Genomic DNA, 18,165 nt, shown 5'->3' with positions numbered 1-18,165 from the left:
AGGCTGAAAAGCCCGGGTAAGAGAATCGTAATACTTTCCTGTAATCGTAAGCAAAACTACTGCTAAACGCGGTCTGTATTCTGTGAATATACGTTGATAGACGTTTTTATTATAGTAAAACCCAGAGAACTGCCGCAAACTACAGTAATCCCTGCGAGGATCAGGAGGTGGCTTGAATGATAAAAGCAAGACGCAGCCGGGTGCACGTCACACACAAGGAGGATTGCACAAAAAAACCACAGATTATCGGCCAGGGCCTAATCTGTGGTTAATTTAGCAGCTTCAGGTTTGACGATTCAGGAGCTGCGCAACCGTCCAAGCTCGGAAACAACCGCTTCAACCTCTGAAATACTGAGATTGGGCTTGTTCATCACCATTTCATAAATGTCATGAAGATCTTCATACTGCTCCACGGAGAAAGCGGAGGATTGCATAGCGGCGCCGCTTGCCATGCGCAGCTTATTCTTGATAGCTTCGATCATATATTCGACATTGGCCTGGGATCTCTGCGATAAATCCATCGGTATTCATTCATCCTTTCACAAGGGGTGGTTGGAAGTATTGTATCATGTTTTGCGGAGAGGCCACCAATTATTTTGCCTCAACCGCCGGGTATGCGTTAGAATCTAAACAAATACCGGAACGGGATGAGGTGGATATAAAAGGTGTTGAGGGAAATGACGGATGGCGGAAGAACGGGCCCGTCCGTTATGAAACGGGTGCCGGGCAGCGAGCTTGCGGTTTTTTTTCGCGTTATCCATGAGCGGTTTGCTGCAGCTGAAGTGACCTTTGTCTGCATCGGAACAGACAGGTCTACGGGGGATGCACTCGGGCCGCTGACCGGCACGCTGTTGAAGGAAAAGGGCTTTCCGCACGTGATCGGCACACTGGCTGCTCCATGTGATGCGGTAACTCTGGAAGCCGAAATCCGCCAAATTCCGGAGAAGCAGCGGATAATAGCCATTGATGCCTGCCTGGGCCAGCCGGGTTCGGTCGGGCTGTTTCTCGTTGCGGAGGCTCCGCTTGCACCAGCGCGATCCATGGGGCTTCAGCTTCCGCCAATTGGTCATTACAGCGTTGCAGGCGTGGTTAACATTATGGGGCCCAAGCCTTACTGGACCCTGCAAACGACATCTCTGCATCAGGTGATGAACATGGCCGCTTGTGTCGCGAATGCGGCAGCCGCCGGTTTTGGGCTGTCCCAACAGGCTGACTGCCAGGAAAATGAACTGGAAAGAGGGCGATAGTCATGAATAAAAAGGTGTGTGAAGGAACGACCATATATTACGCGGATGAGGGAAAAGGCGACAGCGTCATTGTGCTGCTGCACGGATTTTGCGGCAGCTCGGCTTATTGGGACGACGTGATTCCGCTTCTGTCCACTCATTACCGCTGCATCGTGCCGGATTTACGAGGGCATGGGCAGTCGGATGCACCTAAAGGGGCTTATTCCATGGAAGAAATGGCGGATGATGTCCTTAACCTTCTAATGGAGCTTGATATTCCCCAAGCTTCGCTGTTTGGCCACTCCATGGGCGGATATGTTGCACTGTCCGCTGTGCAGCGGCATCCGGAACGGTTTCACGCCTTTGGGCTGATCCATTCCACGGCGCATGAAGATACGGAGGAGGGCAAAGAAAAGCGCCTCAAAGCCGTATCCACGATCGAAACGGAAGGCATAACGGCTTTTGTTGACGGCATGGTGCCGGGGCTGTTTGCCCCGCAGCATCTTGAGACAATGGCGGACAAGGTGATCAAGGCCAAGGAGATCGGTTATGCGACTCCTCCGCAGGGAGCGGCCGGAGCGGCCCTGGCTATGCGTGAACGGCCCGACCGGCGAGATGTGCTGACAGCCACACCTCTGCCGGTGTTGCTTGTAGCCGGAGAGCATGATCAGGTGGTCCCTGCCGCGCGCACCTTTACCGCGGATAAGTCGAACATTCAGCAGAGCATCATCAGCGGGGCGGGGCATATGAGCATGATGGAGGCGCCGCAGGAACTGGCTAAGGTGATCAAGGGTTTTCTGGAAGGACTTGCCGGGTAAAACTGAACACGAATGTACGGCGTAACCGGGAAGAGCTACTCTTTCCGGCTTTCTTTTTCCCCTGGGGGACAGGGAGCTATTTGGCTTTTGCGGCGGATTGATCTACAATCAACAAAAGAGGGCTTGCAGTTCCGGCATGGGGCATGAAGCTGCCGGTGTGAAAGGACGGGATTTGGTCGTGTTCAGAAGAGATTATTTACTCCGCATGATGGAAGAAATGACGGAAGCGGTGGGCGCGGCCCTTGGTTTGCGGCAGCAGAACCGCCATACAGAAGCGCTCGCCCGGCTGGACGAGCTGCTGAAAAAAAGGTTCAGGCTGTCGCTCCCGCTGCTGGAGTCGCTGCCCCCCGAACAGATCATTGATTTGTTCCGCATGGGCGGGGCAGTGGAAGTGGACAAGCTGCAGCAGGCGTCCCGGCTGCTAGAGGAAGCAGGAAGGACCAGACAGGACATGGGAGAGCCGGATCAGGGGCTGCAGCTGCTGATGAAGGCTCTTCATTTGTATGTATACAGCGCTTTGAATGGCGCCTCCATGGAGCCGCTGCGGCTGCCTGAACGGATCGCGGCTGTTCATGAGCAGGTGAGGGAATATCTTTTACCCCTGGAGCTGGACCAGCTGCTTGCGGCTTATTTTGAGCGTGAAGGCATGTACGCCCAGGCGGATGAAATATGGTTTGATCTTGGCGTCAAACAGAAGCCGCTGCTTCATGAAGCGGTGGCTTTCTATGACCGTCTTCTGCAGCGGCCGGATGATGAATTGGAACGCGGCGGCCTTTCCCGCACGGAAGCGGAGCAGGGAAAGGAAGAGCTGCTGCAGCTAGAATAGGCCTAATGAGGCAGAAAGCGGGTTATTGTTTTGGAATCTCTGCGTAATCTTGTTAACCAGGTGATGGAGGAGGGCTCGCTGATCACGGCAACGCTCAGCCAGCTTCGCAAGAAGGAGCAGGCCTCCTTCACCAAGGTGCAAATCAAACCGGTTGAACTGAAGAAGAAGCTGTTCTATCAGTTCGCCTATGTATACAGCAACAAGGTAACTCACGAAAATTTGACACCGCCCGAAGCGACCGAACGCATGACTGCCCTGTTCGAAGAAACGTTCCGTCAGGGCCTGCTGTGTACGGCTGAGGCGGATTACCAGGTGTTAATCAGCAAAAAATTCAAGGTTTCGATTCTAACCAAATCCCCCTCCAAGTCTGCAGTCAATCTGGCCCATAACCGCAAAAAGCACTATGTGCTGGAGGAGGGGGAGCCTGTCCCGTTTCTGGTCGAGCTGGGCATCATGAATGATGAAGGAAAGGTGCTGGCCCGAAAATACGATAAATTCAAGCAGATCAACCGCTTCCTCGAAATGATTCAAGATGTGCTGCCTAATTTGCCGACAGGCCGCCCTCTGACGATTGTCGATTTCGGCTGCGGCAAATCGTACTTGACGTTTGCGCTGTATCATTATTTGGCGGTGCAGCAGTGCAGGCCTCTGAACGTGGTAGGTCTCGATCTGAAAGCGGATGTGATCGAAACCTGCAATCTTCTGGCAGGCAAGCTGCAGTACCGCAATCTGAAATTTCTGGTCGGGGATATTGCGGACTATAACGAGCTGAACCAGGTCGATATGGTCGTAACACTGCATGCCTGCGACACGGCAACGGATGCGGCGCTGGAAAAGGCCGTCCGCTGGGGAGCTTCAGTTATTCTGTCCGTCCCATGCTGCCAGCACGAGCTTTTCAATCAAATTTCCAATGAAGTGATGGAGCCCATGCTGTCGCACGGAATATTAAAGGAACGCTTCTCAGCCCTGGCTACGGACGGAATCCGGGCCAAGCTGCTGGACATCCTCGGTTACCGTACACAACTGCTGGAGTTTATTGATCTTGAGCATACACCCAAAAATCTCCTGATCCGGGCCGTCAAAGGACAGCAGGAAGATATCCCTAAGCTGTGGAACGAATATACGGCGTTCCGTGATTTTCTGCATGCCGATCCTTATCTGGAGCGGGCGTGCGCCGATTTGCTTCCGGAAGGAGCCGGAGCATCGCAATCCAAATAATGCAAGAGCGGGGCCGGTACATGGCTCCGCTCTCTTTGTCTTCCCTGATCTTATCCGCCAAAGGAGCTGCGGAAGGCGGCGCATAATGCGGACTTCTCCACCTGCCACAGCTCGGCAAGCTCGGGTGCGACCTCTTCGTCCCACCAATCACAGAGCAGCTTCCGGTTGCTGCCGTTTTCCGTGATCCAGATCAGATTCCCGGCGACCTTGCGGCAGTACAGCTCCTCCCCCTTCCGCACCAAATCAGGGGGAATGTATGTTTTGAGGCGTTTGCAGGTGCGATACAGCTCCTTGCTGCAGGCCCGGCGTATCCCGCGTGCCGTCGGCAGAGCGGATTGTCCCTGCGCGTGCTTTGGTGTATGGTTGGCAGGCAATGGGCATCCTCCTTCCTTTCAGGACATTGTATGATATGCGTGCAGGCCGGGGACGGCTACCCGGCCGTATATTCCAGGAAGCAGGTCCGGGGCTGGTGGCAGTCCGTTCTGCCGCTGTGATAGAATAAACCGTGGACGAGAACATAAAGGGAGCGGAGGAACCATGGATATCATTTCAAATATCATTTCTCAATTGTTCGAGTGGATTCAACATCTTGGATACATAGGAATTGCGCTGGGTTTAATGGTGGAGGTCATTCCCAGTGAAATCGTGCTGGCTTACGGAGGGTTTCTGGTATACAGTGAGCAGGTGAAATTTATACCAGCCGTAATTTTCGCAACCGTGGGCGGCGTATTGGCGCAGCTGTTTATTTATTGGATCGGACGGTATGGAGGCCGGCCTGTGCTTGAGAAATACGGGAAGTACATATTGATTAACAAAAAACATATCGATCATGCGGAAGCCTGGTTTAACAAATATGGCACAGGTGTTATTTTCACGGCCCGCTTCATTCCGGTGGTCAGACATGCCATTTCCATTCCGGCGGGAATATCGCGCATGAATATATGGCGTTTTATCATTTTAACGACGCTGGCTGTTATTCCATGGAGCGTATTGTTTATTTATTTAGGAATGCTTCTCGGCAACCAATGGGAACAAATCGATGAAAAGGCTGCTCCTTACGTAACCCCTATTCTGTTGGCTGCGGTAGTTCTGTTGGCTGCATATTTTCTTATCAAATGGATCATCTCCAAAAACAAGAAAGGAAGTGTGTAATATGGCTCGCAGCAATGTTTCCCAATATTTCGGCAAAGGGCTCACGCCCGAGCAATTCATGGACAGCATGGAAAAGAACAAGGAGGCATTCCGCTCCTGGTATGACCGGTTTGCGTGGAAGGATGAAAGCGACCGCGAGTATTTTGCAAGTCTGAACCACCGCGACGATCTGCGCGTTCTGATTCTCGCTGCCGATTGGTGCGGGGATGTGGTGCGCTGTGTGCCCGTGGTGTTCCGTGCCATGGAGAGTGCAGGAATACCGACGGAGGTGCTCATTCTGGAAAATCATGATGCGCTGATGAACGATTTCCTGACTATGGGCAGCCGTTCCATCCCTATCGTTATTTTTGCGGATACCGGAGGGCATGTGCTTGGCCATTGGGGACCTCGCCCTGCGCATGTTCAGGAGGTTATGGTTCAGTTCAAAAAAGAAAATCCCGACCGCGAAGCGCCGGACTATCAGGATAAGCTGGACGCTGCCCGCGCGGAGATTCGTGCCAGATACGGGGAAGGAACCGAGATTCACGGTGTCATTGTGAAAGAGCTGCGCGAGCTCATCTCGGGGTTGTAAGCCATGGCATTAACCATCCGTTCATTCAATCTTGGTCCCCTGCAGACGAACGCTTATCTTGTGCAGGACAAGGATACGGGCCGCGGCCTTATTATCGATCCGGGGATGAATCCCGGCTCCCTGATCAGAGCAATTGAAGGTTTGACCATTGAAGCGATTTTGCTTACGCATGCGCATTTCGATCATATGGCAGGAGTCGATGAGGTACGCCGGGCCGCAGGCTGTCCGGTGTATCTCCATCCGCTTGAGCAGGAGTGGATGACTTCGCCCAAGCTGAACGGTTCTCTCATGTGGCCGCAAATCTCGCAGCCGGTTACAGCGGCACCGGCCGAGTATGATCTCGGTGAGGGGCAGATTCTGGAGCTGATTGGCCATCAGTTTAAGGTATACCATACACCCGGGCACTCCCCGGGCAGTGTGAGCTTTCACTGCGGCAAGGACCTGTTCGGCGGCGATGTACTGTTCCGGATGGGTGTAGGGCGCACTGACCTGCCGGGTGGCAGAGAAAGGGATCTTATTGATTCGGTGCACCGATTGTATCAGCTGGATGACGAAGTGACGGTGTACCCGGGACATGGACCAAAAACAACGATTGGCTATGAAAAAGTAAACAATCCGTATATCCGCTGACAGGGAAGATAAAATATTCGTCAAAACCCGCCGTTTTTTTCAAAAACCTTCTGGACAAGAGCTGCACGGTTTGCTAATATAACGTTTAGAAGTTACATAACAATCCGCGAAGCACGCAGACTGAGGAATTAATCCCGGTTTGCGTTCTTTTTTTGTCTTTTTTTCGGGGTAACGTTTTGTAGCAAAGCATTCTTTTTGTATTTTCTGGAGGGGAAGCTATTGGAACGGCAGGTTTCGCCTATCGCGGAGGAAATAAGAAATGCAATATGTCCGTATCCGCAGATTGTCTCTGCAGGGCGCAGAACGGAGCAGTGTAATACAGAAACCCCGGCGGGCTGGAAGCATGTTAAACGGCGTGGAGGCTTGAGCGGGCAGCCTTGGCAGCGCAGGCTGATGCGGCACCGGTTCAGACGTTAACGTAAGGAAGGGTCACAAATTCACTTGGAATCAATTGAATTTGCTCATAGACATTTTGATCGTTTTTTAGTAGACTAAACAGATAACTAAGACAGCCAGGAGGTAGACGATGTATCGTTTAGGGGAGAAAATAATGATCGTCGCGGATGCCTTTGAGCAGAATCTTCCTGTTGGGGAACACGGTTATGTTATCGCCTATGACCGGAACCCGGATAACGCTTTTGATTATGTTATCCGTGTGCCGAAGGTCAACCGGAATTTCTTTGTTCCAGCCGGAGACGTGGAACTCGAGACACAAATGCTGAAGCGAGAAGCTGAAAGGGTCGAACGCGAAGCTTTGATAGATTATGCCCTTGCTACTCACAATGAGCAATTGTTCCGCAGTGTTATGAACGGTGGAATGGACAAGAAGGAAGAAGAAACCGCAGCGGAATCATTATCACAATCGGATTTTATCAAGCAGGTTAATTTACGCGCATGGATTTGATTTAACCGCCGGCTCAGGCCGGTTCTGTGGCTGCCGGGCCAGACCCGGCAGCCCTTTTAATTTTTGCGGGACGGACAGGCTGATGCCGGATCAACACTTTTGCCCCGCGACATTGAATTGTAAAACGTTCTAACCTATAATTAAAACGTTATTTTAAAGCACGGAGGATTTCTCCCTCTATTTTATGACTAAGCGGACAGGGCTGCCCGGCGGGTAAGCATAATTCCTGAATTTAGCGCTTTACATACACAAAGGAGGCAAACACGGCATGAACATTTCTTTGGAAAACGTACGCCACGTGGCCAAGCTGTCGCGATTGAACCTGACCTCTGCGGAAGAGGAGCTCATGACCGAGCAATTAAATGCGATCCTGCATTATGCGGAAAAGCTGAATGAACTTGATACGGACAATGTGGAGCCGACGACTCATGTGCTGCATGTAAGCAATGTCATGCGGGAAGACGAGGTACGCCCGAGCCTGGCACTGGAGCAGGTGATGCGCAACGCTCCCGAAGAGGAAGACGGACAGTTTAAGGTACCTGCGATACTGGAATAGCCCTAAGGCGAAAGGAGGACGTTTGAGTTGAGTTTGTTTGATAACACGCTGCCGGAATTGCATAACAGGCTGAACAGCAAGGACGTTTCAGTCACGGATCTGGTTGACGAGGCTGTGAAAAATATTGAAGCCCGCGACGAGAAAGTAAAGGCTTACCTTACCGTTGATGAGGAAGGGGCACGGGCTGCTGCCCGCCGTCTGGACGACCGGCTCGCTTCAGGAGGGGAACGCGGATTACTGTTTGGCCTTCCTGTCGGCATTAAGGACAATATTGTGACGGAAGGACTGCGTACGACCTGTGCCAGCCAGTTTTTGAGCAATTTTAATCCTGTATATGACGCCACCGTAGTAAAGAAGCTTAATGCTGCGGACGCCGTAACCCTGGGTAAAATGAATATGGACGAGTTTGCCATGGGCGGCTCCAACGAGAACTCCAGCTTTTATCCAACCCGTAATCCATGGGATTTGGATCGGGTTCCCGGCGGTTCAAGTGGAGGCTCCGCCGCTGCTGTTGCCGCTGGCGAAGCTTATTTTACGCTGGGCTCGGATACAGGCGGTTCCATCCGGCAGCCAGCCTCATATTGCGGTGTGGTCGGTCTTAAGCCTACGTACGGGCTTGTGTCACGGTTTGGCCTAGTCGCCTTTGCATCCTCCCTCGATCAGATCGGCCCGATTACGAAAAATGTCGAGGATTCGGCGTATGTGCTGCAGGCTATCGCAGGATACGACGCCATGGACTCCACCTCCGCCAAGGTCGAAGTGCCTGATTATCTCTCCAACCTTACGGGTGATGTGAAAGGTCTGCGAATTGCCGTGCCGAAGGAGTATCTGGGCGAAGGCGTGGATCCTCAGGTGAAAGAAAGAGTGCTTGAAGCGTTGAAGACGCTTGAGGGCATGGGAGCGGTATGGGAAGAGGTATCGCTGCCTCATACGGAGTATGCCGTGGCAACCTACTATTTGCTTGCTTCCTCGGAGGCATCCTCCAATCTGGCCCGCTTCGACGGGGTTCGTTATGGCGTGCGAGCGGACAACCCCGAGAATCTGCTCGATCTGTATCATCAATCCAGAACGCAGGGCTTCGGGCCGGAAGTGAAACGGAGAATTATGCTTGGCACCTACGCGCTCAGTTCCGGTTATTATGACGCGTATTATTTGAAAGCACAGAAGGTGCGCACGCTGATCAAACGTGATTTTGACCAGGTGTTTGAGAAGTATGACGTTATTATCGGACCTACCGCGCCGACCACGGCCTTTAAACTGGGTGCACAGGTAGACGATCCATTAACTATGTATTTGAATGATATTTTGACCATCCCGGTGAGCCTTGCCGGTGTTCCTGCGATCAGTATTCCTTGCGGTTTTGCCGAAGGGCTGCCTGTCGGTCTGCAAATTATCGGCAAGCCTTTTGACGAGGCGCAGGTGCTGCGGGTGGCGCATGCATTTGAGCAGAATACGGAATTTCATAAGCAGCGGCCGCAGCTGTAATCCGGAGAAAAGGAGGTTATCCCGATATGTCTACAACATCCAAGTATGAAACTGTCATCGGACTGGAGGTCCATGTGGAGCTTCATACCCAATCGAAAATTTTCTGCGGATGCTCGACGGAGTTCGGAGCTCCGCCGAATTCGCATACCTGTCCCATCTGTCTCGGCCATCCGGGAGTGCTGCCGGTGCTGAACCGGCAGGCTGTAGAATACGCAATGAAAGCGGCTATGGCCTTGAACTGTACAGTTGGCGACGTGAGTAAATTCGACCGTAAAAACTACTTCTATCCGGATTCACCAAAAGCCTATCAGATATCCCAGTATGATCAGCCGATTGGCGAGAATGGCTGGATCGATATTGAAGTGAACGGCACAACCAAGCGGATCGGTATCACCCGTCTGCATCTGGAAGAGGATGCGGGCAAGCTGACGCATGTTGACGGTGGATTCGCATCGCTGGTTGACTTTAACCGAGTCGGCACACCGCTGGTCGAAATTGTGTCTGAACCGGATATTTCGTCCCCGGAAGAGGCGCGTGCCTATCTGGAGAAGCTGCGTTCGATTATGCAGTACTGTGAAGTATCCGATGTGAAAATGGAAGAAGGCTCCCTGCGCTGCGATGCCAACATCAGCCTTCGTCCATATGGACAAGAGAAGCTGGGCACACGGGCGGAGCTCAAGAACATGAATTCCTTCCGCGGCGTTCAGCGCGGACTGGAGTATGAGCAGTTCAGGCAGGAGCAGATCCTTGAAGAGGGCGGTTCTGTCGTTCAGGAGACCCGTCGCTGGGACGAGGCGCAGGGCAAGACGATTGCCATGCGTGGCAAGGAAGAATCGCATGATTACCGTTACTTCCCGGATCCTGATCTTGTGACACTGCACATTGATTCGGAATGGAAGGAGCGCATTCGTGCCTCCATTCCCGAGCTTCCGGATCAGCGCAAAACCCGGTACACTTCGGAATACGGGCTGCCTGAATACGATGCAGCCGTCATCACCTCCTCCAAGGCGTTGGCGGATCTGTTCGAGAACAGCTTGCAATATACAAAGGATGCCAAAGCAGTCTCCAACTGGATCATGGGGGACCTGCTTGGCTATCTGAACGGCATAAATGCGGAGCTGTCTGATGTAAAGCTGACCGGACAGGGGCTGGGCGAGATGATCGGTCTGCTTGAAAAAGGGACGATCAGCAGCAAAATTGCCAAAACCGTCTTCAAGGAAATGCTGGAGACCGGCAAGCTTCCGCAGCAGATTGTAGAGGAGAAAGGCCTGGTTCAGATCAGTGATGAGGGCGCCATTATGGCCATTGTAGAGCAAGTCGTTGCCAACAACCCGCAATCCGTGGAGGATTATAAGGCAGGCAAACAAAAAGCAATCGGCTTCCTCGTCGGTCAGGTCATGAAAGAAAGCAAAGGGAAAGCGAATCCCGGGCTTGTCAATAAGCTGCTTGCGGACGTGCTAAACCGTTGATCCAATCAAAGGGACGGGCTTGTCATGGAGACAAGCCCGTTTTGTATATAGACTGTTGTCATAACCCCGGCAAGGAGGGATATTCATGATTCGAGCTTTATCCCTGCAGGACGATGACACGCTTGAGCAGCTGTGGCGGCTTCAGCATGTGGCTTATCGTCTGGAAGCGGAGAAAATCGGATTCGATAAAATACCGCCGCTCTTGGACACGATGGACACGCTGCGCGTCTGTGGCGAACAATTTTACGGAGCTGTTAACGAGGATGAAGAGATTATCGGCGCCATCGCAACGGAGGCGGAGCAGCCCGGCTCGCTCACCATCTCCAGGATGATGGTTCATCCTGCGCATTTTCGGAAAGGAATTGCCGGGTCGCTGATTGAGCATGTACTGGAGCAGCATCGGGATGTTCCACTGTTCATTGTCTCCACGGGCACCTTGAACACACCTGCGGTTTCCCTGTATCAGAAATACGGGTTTCGTCCTGTAGCGGTGCAGCAAATTGCCCCGGGTGTGGAATTAAAGACGTTCCATCTGAATAATATGAATTTACATGTCTGAACGGAAGCTTTATGAAAATCCGATTCCGTCACAATACTGCGCAACAGGTAGAAGGAGGAACCGGAGTTGGGGAATCCATGGTTGATCGATAATACGCATATTATGCTGCGGCTGCTGGTTGCGATGCTGCTCGGAGGGCTGATCGGCTTCGAGCGGGAGCGGTCCAATCACGCGGCAGGCTTGCGGACGCATATTTTGGTCTGTTTGGGATCTTCCTTGATCATGATGCTGTCCATATACGGCTTTGCTGATTTTTTGAAGGAACCGAATGTGCGGATTGATCCGGCCCGTCTGGCCACGGCTGTGATTACGGGCGTGGGTTTTCTTGGGGCAGGCACGATCCTGTTTACGGGGAAGAGCATAACAGGCTTGACGACCGCCGCTTCCATTTGGGTGGTGGCGGCCATAGGGCTGGGCACCGGGGCGGGCTTTTATTTTGCCTCTGTGATGTCCACGATATTGGTGCTGATTAATTTATGGACATTGAATAAGCTGGAGCAGCGTTATTTGAAGGGACAAAAGGTTCACCTCATCACGCTGTACGGCTTGTCATCGCCGGGTCTGCTGGATCAGGTATCCTCGTTTCTCGAGCAGGAGCAGATCCAGGTGAAAAAAGTGTCCATTAAAGAGCATGACAACGTCCCCTTTCATGAATTTCATCCCGAGGGGCGGAATGTGGAGGTTTCACTGGAAGTACTGGCCCGGCCGGGATTTGATCCTCTCCGCATTTCGGCCGCACTGCGGCAATGGGAGGATATTTCCGCTGTAACCGTAGAATAGAAGAGCTGTATCCCTTTCGATCCCGCAGAAGCGGGGTCTTTTTTGCTTGTCCCAGATTTTTGCCAGTTACTCGCAGAAAAGAATAGGGTACTATTTTAAAGTATCAGAAAGTATAAAATTTGCAGAAACGGCTTCCTAATATCACAAGTAAGAAGCCCAGGAGGGTTGCTATGAATCCCGAGATTTCACGGAATCACACACGGCGGACGGGGAAGCTGCGGCCGCGCTTGCGGAAGCTTGCTGCTGTCGTGCTGGCTGCCTTGCTTCCGGGCGCAGGTCATCTTTTTATGGGTCTGTTTATGAGAGGCGTGACTTTTATTGTGCTGCTGCTCCTGGATCTTTCAGCTATGCTGTACGTATCCTCAGCAGTCATGCGGATCAATGTGCCGCTGCTTGTTCTATTGGGCATGTTCATTCCTGTTCTTTATTTCTATAACGTCTATGATGCGCTGCAATCGGCAGATTATATTATTTTTCATAAACGAAAGCCCCGACGCATCACGATTCATAGCCAGGCTGGACAAGAGCGGAGCCGCTACGAGACGTGGGAAACGGGGATTTTGTTTTCCTTGCTGCTGGTGGCGGGCGGAGCCATGATGATTCTTTTCCGGATGAGGCCGCGCTGGCTGGAGTATTTTTTGGCGGATTACGGATTTTATCTGTTGGCCTTTTTACTGGTTATCATTGGTGTGATTATGTTTGTTCGCGAGCTTGGTGTATCCCTTCGGAGAAGCAGATCCTCCCGGAAAGGAGGGACATAGCAGTATGCAGCGTAAAATCAGAGTTGGGCGGTACACTGCCTCTCTCCTTCTTCTATCCGTGGGGGTTCTGTTATTTGCAGACCTGATACAGAGCACTGACCATATGATGGAATTGCTGACATGGTGGCCTTTGCTCTTCGTGAGCCTGGGGCTGGAATATCTTCTTTTTTGCTGGCGAACTGTACGCAGATTGGCTGCTTTTAAAGGGAATCGGCTTTTCAGACTCGATCTGAAAGGTTTGCTGATGTCGGTGCTCCTGTGTGCTTCCGTTTTTATAGTAACCCAGCAGGAGCATTACATGTATTTATGGAATAGGGTCAGCCTTAATCTGACTGCCGCGTCTATGGACTTCAGTGAGGAGAAAGGCAACCGTATTGATAAAGGCAGTGTGCTTGTGCCTGTCGGAATGCAGACGTCGGACTTGCAGGTCGAAGGGGTCAACGGGGATATTACTGTACGCAGAGCAGCGGTTCAGGATGTGGAAGTTCACGCGACAATGTGGGTTGACCAGGTGACCGCGGAGGAGGCCAAGGCGATTGCAAAAGCCTCCTCGCTGCAAGCCTCCAACGGGAATACGATTCGGATCTGGACGGCGGCGCAAGGTTACGGATCATCCGGCAAAAGGCAGCCGCTAATGAATATAGAGATTGTCCTGCCAGAGGATCGCCGTTTCGATATGGATATTCGGACATCCAATGGGGACATTACGCTAACTGGAGTAAATGCGATCCATTCCATATCCTTGCAGAGCGGCAACGGCAACCTTACGGTCAACGAGATGATAGGGGATATACGGGGAACGACGTTAAACGGGACGGTTAATGTCCATGGGGTTACGGGTAATATAGAAATGAGTACCAACCGCGGCAATATGTTTGCGGGAGATATTTCGGGCTCAACCACGCTGAACACGCTCGTCGGCGACATCCAGGTTGCCAGAACGGAAGGAGATATTAAGACCGATACCAAAAATGGCAATATCGGCATTAACGGCGCCGCGTGGAATGTGGATGCCAGCTCTTTGAACGGTGGAATCGTGGTGCAGTCCAACAAAGTTGGCGGCAACTGGAATGTGTATAGCGCCGTAGGGGATATCACACTTCGTCTGCCTGTTCTCGGAAGCTTCAGGCTGGAGGGTTCAAGCAGTTATGGTGATATCTATGCCGATGCTCCCTTTGAGGTAGATGGGAAAAAGGTGTCCGGACAAGTCGGCGATGGACAGTACAGTTTGCTCGTGGAAGGCAACAGCGACCTTACGGTACGCTCCTCAGAGATGGCACAGCCGGAGTTCACTCCTTCGCTTGAGACACCGAAGGATGAAGGAACGCTGCGTTGACAAAAATCTTGGGTTCACTTTACAATGTCTTTAGCACTAGGATCAGGAACCAATTAAGGCGGTGGGCATGATGGCAACACGTGTCGAGCATGCGTTGCAACAATTGAAAAATACAGGTGTACGCATAACGCCCCAGCGCCATGCGATATTGAATTATTTAATGGAATCCATGGGGCACCCTACGGCTGATGAAATCTACCGCGCATTGGAGCCCCAATTTCCAAGCATGAGCGTTGCAACAGTATATAACAATCTGAAGGTCTTCCTCGAAGCAGGCATGGTGCATGAATTGACGTATGGAGACAACTCCAGCCGTTATGATGCCAATATATCGGACCACTATCATATTGTTTGTGAGAAATGCGGCAAGATTGAGGATTTCAGCTATCCTTCCCTGCTGGAAGTGGAGAAATTCGCGGCCGAGGAAACGGGCTTTGAAGTTCATGGGCACAGGCTGGAACTGTATGGGCTGTGCAAATCTTGCAGGTAGACACCAGCTTCCCTTAAAATGAAACGTGTGGAAATTCATGTTTGAATGAATTTGCGCACGTTTTTTTGTTTTCACTGCTTAAATGCGACACTGTGATCAGATGGGGGATTATAATTGTCCAGAATGAAACGGAAGGATAGACATGGACGACGGCGGGGGCGTAAAGGAATTGTCGGTTTACTGTTGATTGCAGCGGGTGCCTGCACAGCGGCGGTGTTATTGTGGGGGAATCCGCTCCACGAAAAACCGGATCGGCGGTCGCACAAGCCCATTTTTGTTGAAGGAAAAATAACAGATTTCACAGCGGAGGGCACAGGAGAGGACTTAATGCTGCCGTTTTCGTTCATAGAAGAATATATTGATGATTCAGCGCGTTATGAAGAAAGCTCGGAATCGGTCATTATGGCGACCCGCCAGCAGGTGCTTTACCTGTCGGAGGATAAGGAGAAGGGGGAGCTGAACGGGGAGGTATATACGCCTAGCAGGGCAGTCGCTGAAATCAATAATGAGATCTATGTGCCATATGATTCGGTCCAGAAGATTTACGGCACTGAAATACAGGAGAACACCGCAACCGGAGCAGTCATGCTTATGAGGGCGGGGGAAAGTGTCGACCTTGGCAAGGTGAAAGTGGGGGGACGAAGTTCTAGCGTTGCTCTGCGGACAAGGCCTTCCAACTATGCTCCTATCGTGGAGGATATGACCCAAGGGGCAGCAGTTCAGTTGTGGGGTCAGGAGAACGGCTGGTACTACGCCCAATTGGATAACGGTTACACAGGATATGTACAGTCGGATCATGTCACCCTTGATGGAACAAGGAAGGTGAAGGCTCAGGAAGAGAGCTTGTCTGTTTCGGAAAAGAAGTGGAAGGGTAAAGCTGTAAATCTGGCTTGGGAAGCAGTGTATTCGCGAAATCCTGATCCGGCGGGCATCGGCCAGCTTCCGGGGGTCAATGTGGTGAGTCCGACCTGGTTCAGCATCGCAAGCGAAGAGGGAGATATAGAAGATAAAGCCGATCCGAGATATGTGCTGTGGGCACATCATCGCGGAAAGGAGGTATGGGGGCTGCTCAGCAACGGCTTTGATCCGGATCTTACGTCCGGTGCGTTATCCACTTATGAACGGCGTATGGGAATTATCAAAAAGACCATCGCTTTAGCGAAGCAGTATGATCTCGATGGCATCAATATCGATTTTGAAAATGTGTATACCAAGGATGGAGCCAATGTCACTCAATTCATAAGAGAGCTAAAGCCGCTGGCACGGGCAAATGATCTGATTTTGTCGATAGATGTAACCCCAAAATCCGATAGCGAGCTGTGGTCAGTATTCCTGGACCGTGCCTCTTTAGGGAAACTCACGGATTATATGATGGTCATGGCGTATGATGAGCACTGGGCATCAAGCCCGGAAGCTGGATCGGTTGCTTCCCTTCCATGGACTGAGAACTCGGTTAGACGGATCATTGATGAGGATGGCGTTCCCCCTGAAAAACTGGTGCTTGGTATTCCGCTTTATACACGGATTTGGTCTGAGGAGAAGAAGGACGGCGAGACTAAAGTCAGCTCCAAAGCCATCGGAATGGAAAGCGCTGCTGAAATTATAAAAGAACAGAAGCTTAAGCCTGAATTTTTGGAGAAAGAGCAACAGAACTATGTGGAATACAAAGAGAACGGTGTGCTCAAGAAGATCTGGTTGGAAGATAAGAACTCATTAAAGTCCAGAGTGGAGCTTGCTCAATCTCTTCAATTGGGGGGCATTGGGGTTTGGAATCGAAGTTTTGCCAGTGATGACGCCTGGGACGTACTGAAAACATTCAATACAAAGTAAAAAAATACGCAGCACTGCATGTTCCGGTTCGAAATTATGTCTGACAAGTTAAGAAGGAACTGGGGTGAGTATGTAGAAATAATAATAAAACTTTTATATAGCGGTATGCCCGCTTCATTGGTATGGAGGGTGACGTGCAGTTAACTAGTGTAGATTTGCTGTCCGTTGATTTGTTAGAGAAAGATACCATTGGTGCCATTGTATATCATAAATCAGGAAATCAGTTTATGGGGTCCATCATTCATGATTTTGAAGTATTTATATTAGTTGTTTGTGAATCTGAAGCACCTGAGAGGCCTCTTAAGCACGTTAAGCTTGGAGAAATGCGTTGTCAAATTCTCCACGTTGCGTTATCACGTCTATGGCACTGGCTGATCGCGGGAGAACAGTGCGATCTGGTGTTTTACCTGCTGGAAGGTGATATTATTTGGGAATCCGGCAATAAAATTCAGCTCCTGCGTCAGGAAATTAGGGAGTTTGACGGTCAAATGCGTGAACAGAAGCTTTTTCATGAGTTTGCCCTTTTTCTTAAAGATTATGTGGATGCCAAAAGGTATCTTAAGGAAGGCTCTGTGCTTGATGCTTATCACAGTGTCCTTAACGCTCTTCAACACTGGGCGAGTATCGAGATAATTGAACGTGGCGCCATGCCATCCCCCAATGTGCTGAGTCAGGTCCGCTTAATGGACAAATCGGTCTATAAGCTGTACGAAGAGCTGATCATAAGCACGGAAACGGTAGAGCAGCGGGTTGAGCTTGTTTTGTTGGCCTGTGAATTCTCAGTCATGTCGAAGATGGCGGATTGTTCCGCTCTGTTGTTCAAAATACTCCGAAGCCGCAGCGAACCATGGTCCATCCATGAGTTGCTCAATCATCCGGAGTTGAAGCATGTTCAATATGAGCTTCCTCTGGTTCTGCGCAAGCTCGTTTACCGGTCTTATGTTAAAGAAACCACGGTACGGAGAAATTCCTCCAATGAATGCGGGAAAGAGTTGTGTTATACAGCTAATTAAATGATGAGAAAGAGAGCGGTTGATTCGGACTGCTCTCTTTTGATTTGAGAAGGGATTGCAGGTTGAAGAAAGATGCAAAATAAAAGGTTGACTCTTCGGTGAAATGCATGTTAAATTAAAATTCGCTTTTGCGCACTATGGATCATGGAATATAACAACTTACGTTTTTGTAAAAATGATTTTTAAAAAAAGTTGTTGACGTAACGCGCGAGGGTATGATATATTATAAAAGTCGCCGCTGAGATGCGGTGATGAGAAAAAACAAGTGTTTGATCTTTGAAAACTGAACAACGAGTGAGTAGGTTTTACATCGTAAAACCGACCCGCGAAGCCATTTGGTTCCTGTCTCTGACAGAATAAATGGCGGAGCAAAAATGAGATATGAATCTCGTCAGATTCAAATGAGCTTAATCGCTCTTTCGATAGGCTGCAATCGATTCATCCGCTCAATTCGAGATGGACCGAATGGAATGCAGGGCGATCATCCTTCGGATGATCTTTATTGGAGAGTTTGATCCTGGCTCAGGACGAACGCTGGCGG

At 50.9% G+C, this 18,165-nt stretch carries 21 protein-coding genes; 19 read left to right on the top strand and 2 right to left on the bottom strand.

Features of this window, described 5'->3' with window-relative positions; all coding sequences use genetic code 11:
- Positions 1-296 precede the first annotated feature (296 nt).
- Positions 297-521 carry a DUF1128 domain-containing protein gene (locus ACE5KN_RS27440; protein ID WP_355322092.1) on the bottom strand — a complete coding sequence of 75 codons (225 nt, stop codon included), beginning with the start codon at positions 519-521 and terminating at the stop codon, positions 297-299.
- Positions 522-677: 156 nt separating this feature from the next.
- Between ACE5KN_RS27440 and yyaC the strand changes: the two genes are divergently transcribed.
- The 4 genes from yyaC (at position 678) to ACE5KN_RS27420 (ending at position 4,088) form a co-directional block, all read left to right on the top strand.
- Positions 678-1,247, top strand: coding sequence for a spore protease YyaC (gene yyaC / locus ACE5KN_RS27435; protein WP_375528258.1), 570 nt, complete (start codon positions 678-680; stop codon positions 1,245-1,247).
- Positions 1,248-1,249: 2 nt separating this feature from the next.
- On the top strand, positions 1,250-2,044 hold the full coding sequence (locus ACE5KN_RS27430) for an alpha/beta fold hydrolase (RefSeq protein WP_375528239.1): 795 nt from the start codon (positions 1,250-1,252) through the stop codon (positions 2,042-2,044).
- A 136-nt stretch (positions 2,045-2,180) separates the two neighbouring features.
- On the top strand, positions 2,181-2,870 hold the full coding sequence (locus ACE5KN_RS27425) for a DUF6483 family protein (RefSeq protein WP_375533202.1): 690 nt from the start codon (positions 2,181-2,183) through the stop codon (positions 2,868-2,870).
- Between the two features lie 63 nt (positions 2,871-2,933).
- On the top strand, positions 2,934-4,088 hold the full coding sequence (locus ACE5KN_RS27420) for a class I SAM-dependent methyltransferase (protein WP_375528259.1): 1,155 nt from the start codon (positions 2,934-2,936) through the stop codon (positions 4,086-4,088).
- 50 nt (positions 4,089-4,138) lie between these two features.
- Here the strand turns inward: ACE5KN_RS27420 and ACE5KN_RS27415 are convergent, their stop codons facing one another.
- Positions 4,139-4,462, bottom strand: coding sequence for a dehydrogenase (locus tag ACE5KN_RS27415; RefSeq protein WP_375528241.1), 324 nt, complete (start codon positions 4,460-4,462; stop codon positions 4,139-4,141).
- 163 nt (positions 4,463-4,625) lie between these two features.
- Here ACE5KN_RS27415 and uptA point away from each other — a divergent pair, with 163 nt between their 5' ends.
- From uptA to ACE5KN_RS27340, 15 genes are all read left to right on the top strand, one after another.
- A complete protein-coding gene (gene uptA / locus ACE5KN_RS27410) occupies positions 4,626-5,240 on the top strand; it encodes an undecaprenyl phosphate transporter UptA (protein ID WP_375528242.1) in 615 nt (204 codons plus the stop codon).
- Position 5,241: 1 nt separating this feature from the next.
- The gene (locus tag ACE5KN_RS27405) at positions 5,242-5,811 is read left to right on the top strand and encodes a thioredoxin family protein (RefSeq protein WP_375528243.1); all 570 of its coding nucleotides are present in this window, start codon (positions 5,242-5,244) and stop codon (positions 5,809-5,811) included.
- A 3-nt stretch (positions 5,812-5,814) separates the two neighbouring features.
- Complete coding sequence (locus tag ACE5KN_RS27400; protein WP_375528244.1) at positions 5,815-6,441, top strand: MBL fold metallo-hydrolase; 627 nt, start codon at positions 5,815-5,817, stop codon at positions 6,439-6,441.
- A gap of 219 nt (positions 6,442-6,660) precedes the next feature.
- The gene (locus tag ACE5KN_RS27395; RefSeq protein WP_375528245.1) at positions 6,661-6,858 is read left to right on the top strand and encodes a hypothetical protein; all 198 of its coding nucleotides are present in this window, start codon (positions 6,661-6,663) and stop codon (positions 6,856-6,858) included.
- Between the two features lie 109 nt (positions 6,859-6,967).
- Positions 6,968-7,345 (top strand): ATPase, encoded by a 378-nt coding sequence (locus ACE5KN_RS27390; RefSeq protein ID WP_375528246.1) that lies wholly within the window; start codon positions 6,968-6,970, stop codon positions 7,343-7,345.
- Between the two features lie 268 nt (positions 7,346-7,613).
- Positions 7,614-7,901 carry an Asp-tRNA(Asn)/Glu-tRNA(Gln) amidotransferase subunit GatC gene (gatC, locus tag ACE5KN_RS27385; RefSeq protein WP_375528247.1) on the top strand — a complete coding sequence of 96 codons (288 nt, stop codon included), beginning with the start codon at positions 7,614-7,616 and terminating at the stop codon, positions 7,899-7,901.
- A 27-nt stretch (positions 7,902-7,928) separates the two neighbouring features.
- Positions 7,929-9,386: an Asp-tRNA(Asn)/Glu-tRNA(Gln) amidotransferase subunit GatA gene (gatA, locus tag ACE5KN_RS27380; RefSeq protein ID WP_375528248.1), complete on the top strand. Its 1,458-nt coding sequence runs from the start codon at positions 7,929-7,931 to the stop codon at positions 9,384-9,386.
- Between the two features lie 26 nt (positions 9,387-9,412).
- On the top strand, positions 9,413-10,855 hold the full coding sequence (gatB, locus tag ACE5KN_RS27375; protein ID WP_375528249.1) for an Asp-tRNA(Asn)/Glu-tRNA(Gln) amidotransferase subunit GatB: 1,443 nt from the start codon (positions 9,413-9,415) through the stop codon (positions 10,853-10,855).
- Between the two features lie 85 nt (positions 10,856-10,940).
- Positions 10,941-11,414 (top strand): GNAT family N-acetyltransferase, encoded by a 474-nt coding sequence (locus ACE5KN_RS27370; RefSeq protein WP_375528250.1) that lies wholly within the window; start codon positions 10,941-10,943, stop codon positions 11,412-11,414.
- Between the two features lie 66 nt (positions 11,415-11,480).
- Entirely contained in the window at positions 11,481-12,194 is a 714-nt protein-coding gene (locus tag ACE5KN_RS27365; protein ID WP_375528251.1) for an MgtC/SapB family protein, read from the top strand.
- A gap of 170 nt (positions 12,195-12,364) precedes the next feature.
- Positions 12,365-12,955: a hypothetical protein gene (locus ACE5KN_RS27360; protein WP_375528252.1), complete on the top strand. Its 591-nt coding sequence runs from the start codon at positions 12,365-12,367 to the stop codon at positions 12,953-12,955.
- 4 nt (positions 12,956-12,959) lie between these two features.
- On the top strand, positions 12,960-14,291 hold the full coding sequence (locus ACE5KN_RS27355; RefSeq protein ID WP_375528253.1) for a DUF4097 family beta strand repeat-containing protein: 1,332 nt from the start codon (positions 12,960-12,962) through the stop codon (positions 14,289-14,291).
- A gap of 70 nt (positions 14,292-14,361) precedes the next feature.
- Positions 14,362-14,781: a peroxide-responsive transcriptional repressor PerR gene (gene perR / locus ACE5KN_RS27350; RefSeq protein WP_375528254.1), complete on the top strand. Its 420-nt coding sequence runs from the start codon at positions 14,362-14,364 to the stop codon at positions 14,779-14,781.
- 123 nt (positions 14,782-14,904) lie between these two features.
- Positions 14,905-16,611, top strand: coding sequence for a glycosyl hydrolase family 18 protein (locus tag ACE5KN_RS27345; RefSeq protein WP_375528260.1), 1,707 nt, complete (start codon positions 14,905-14,907; stop codon positions 16,609-16,611).
- A 134-nt stretch (positions 16,612-16,745) separates the two neighbouring features.
- Positions 16,746-17,624, top strand: coding sequence for a nucleotidyltransferase-like protein (locus ACE5KN_RS27340; RefSeq protein ID WP_375533201.1), 879 nt, complete (start codon positions 16,746-16,748; stop codon positions 17,622-17,624).
- Positions 17,625-18,165 lie beyond the last annotated feature (541 nt).

The sequence above is a fragment of the Paenibacillus terreus genome (assembly GCF_042138595.1).
Taxonomy (GTDB): domain Bacteria; phylum Bacillota; class Bacilli; order Paenibacillales; family Paenibacillaceae; genus Paenibacillus; species Paenibacillus terreus.
Note: the sequence above shows the minus strand (reverse complement) of the source record. Positions and strands in the feature narration are given on the sequence as shown.

What these genes read in the sequence shown, in the direction of transcription:
- ACE5KN_RS27440 (WP_355322092.1), bottom strand. Translation starts at nt 521, where the DNA reads ATGGATTTATCGCAGAGATCCCAGGCCAATGTCGAATATATGATCGAA.
- yyaC (WP_375528258.1), top strand. Translation starts at nt 678, where the DNA reads ATGACGGATGGCGGAAGAACGGGCCCGTCCGTTATGAAACGGGTGCCG.
- ACE5KN_RS27430 (WP_375528239.1), top strand. Translation starts at nt 1,250, where the DNA reads ATGAATAAAAAGGTGTGTGAAGGAACGACCATATATTACGCGGATGAG.
- ACE5KN_RS27425 (WP_375533202.1), top strand. Translation starts at nt 2,181, where the DNA reads ATGGGGCATGAAGCTGCCGGTGTGAAAGGACGGGATTTGGTCGTGTTC.
- ACE5KN_RS27420 (WP_375528259.1), top strand. Translation starts at nt 2,934, where the DNA reads ATGGAGGAGGGCTCGCTGATCACGGCAACGCTCAGCCAGCTTCGCAAG.
- uptA (WP_375528242.1), top strand. Translation starts at nt 4,626, where the DNA reads ATGGATATCATTTCAAATATCATTTCTCAATTGTTCGAGTGGATTCAA.
- ACE5KN_RS27405 (WP_375528243.1), top strand. Translation starts at nt 5,242, where the DNA reads ATGGCTCGCAGCAATGTTTCCCAATATTTCGGCAAAGGGCTCACGCCC.
- ACE5KN_RS27400 (WP_375528244.1), top strand. Translation starts at nt 5,815, where the DNA reads ATGGCATTAACCATCCGTTCATTCAATCTTGGTCCCCTGCAGACGAAC.
- ACE5KN_RS27390 (WP_375528246.1), top strand. Translation starts at nt 6,968, where the DNA reads ATGTATCGTTTAGGGGAGAAAATAATGATCGTCGCGGATGCCTTTGAG.
- gatC (WP_375528247.1), top strand. Translation starts at nt 7,614, where the DNA reads ATGAACATTTCTTTGGAAAACGTACGCCACGTGGCCAAGCTGTCGCGA.
- gatB (WP_375528249.1), top strand. Translation starts at nt 9,413, where the DNA reads ATGTCTACAACATCCAAGTATGAAACTGTCATCGGACTGGAGGTCCAT.
- ACE5KN_RS27370 (WP_375528250.1), top strand. Translation starts at nt 10,941, where the DNA reads ATGATTCGAGCTTTATCCCTGCAGGACGATGACACGCTTGAGCAGCTG.
- ACE5KN_RS27360 (WP_375528252.1), top strand. Translation starts at nt 12,365, where the DNA reads ATGAATCCCGAGATTTCACGGAATCACACACGGCGGACGGGGAAGCTG.
- ACE5KN_RS27355 (WP_375528253.1), top strand. Translation starts at nt 12,960, where the DNA reads ATGCAGCGTAAAATCAGAGTTGGGCGGTACACTGCCTCTCTCCTTCTT.
- perR (WP_375528254.1), top strand. Translation starts at nt 14,362, where the DNA reads ATGGCAACACGTGTCGAGCATGCGTTGCAACAATTGAAAAATACAGGT.
- ACE5KN_RS27345 (WP_375528260.1), top strand. Translation starts at nt 14,905, where the DNA reads ATGAAACGGAAGGATAGACATGGACGACGGCGGGGGCGTAAAGGAATT.